Here is an 866-nt window from a genome sequence, read left to right on the forward strand (position 1 = left end):
TATGGGAACCGAAAAAACATCTTGGTAATGCGTGAGCAGAGTGGGAAAAGAGAGTATGCCCGTTTAGATTTGCAATCCCCAGAAATCTTCAGCTCGCCTTACTTTTACATGCAGCAGAATGATGTCATTTATGTGGAGCCACTACAGGTGAAAACAGCGCTTGTTGCCGATCCAGCGCAGCGCTTTATTGCCTATGGTTCCGCCACCTTTTCGCTGGTGGCCCTCATCATTACATTGACAAGATAATTATTGCATGGATCAAACTTTATTTCCAAAAACAGAAAGCAATCAAAAGAAGAGGGGATTGACATCCGAGAAATCTTATTCCTTTTATTGCGGAACTGGTATTGGTTTGCGCATTGGCCTCTTGATAGCAAATCTCCGCTGCTTGGCTAAGTCTAAGATATACGATACTGTATACAATGTAAGAGTACACTTTTATTAAAGACAAACTACAAAGTCTAGTCTTTCGGAAGAAGCCGTGGTCGAAGAACTTGGCTTCCGTTCTGTACCCAATATTTCCATGAACTTCAATACTGAAATCTCGGAGTTTGATGCAAAGTTGTAGACTCTCTGGGTAATTAACGTGACTTATTTTGCGGAAGGCAGGATCAAGACCCACTGAGATTTATCATCCTCAACAAATCATAGAACTCGAAACTGTTATCCGGTTGAAAAAGCATATGGCAAAAGTCTAAAAGTAAGCCCCATTGACGACAAAAGATTCAATCTAATTCTTGCAGAAGGAGACTCAACAGTATATTATTTTGGCCGTCCTTTTTTGTTTGAAGGCATTAGTTACACCATTAAACATATAGCTGACGTGAATGAGTTTAATGAAACTAACCCACTAATCATAAGGATAA

1 protein-coding gene is annotated in these 866 nt (G+C 40.0%); it reads left to right on the forward strand.

The window, feature by feature from the left end; all coding sequences use genetic code 11:
* On the forward strand, positions 1-246 hold a 246-nt coding region (locus tag D5R40_RS33405; RefSeq protein ID WP_282433712.1), incomplete at its 5' end, for a polysaccharide biosynthesis/export family protein.
* Positions 247-866 lie beyond the last annotated feature (620 nt).

It is taken from the genome of Okeania hirsuta (assembly GCF_003838195.1).
In the GTDB taxonomy this organism is placed as follows: domain Bacteria; phylum Cyanobacteriota; class Cyanobacteriia; order Cyanobacteriales; family Microcoleaceae; genus Okeania; species Okeania hirsuta.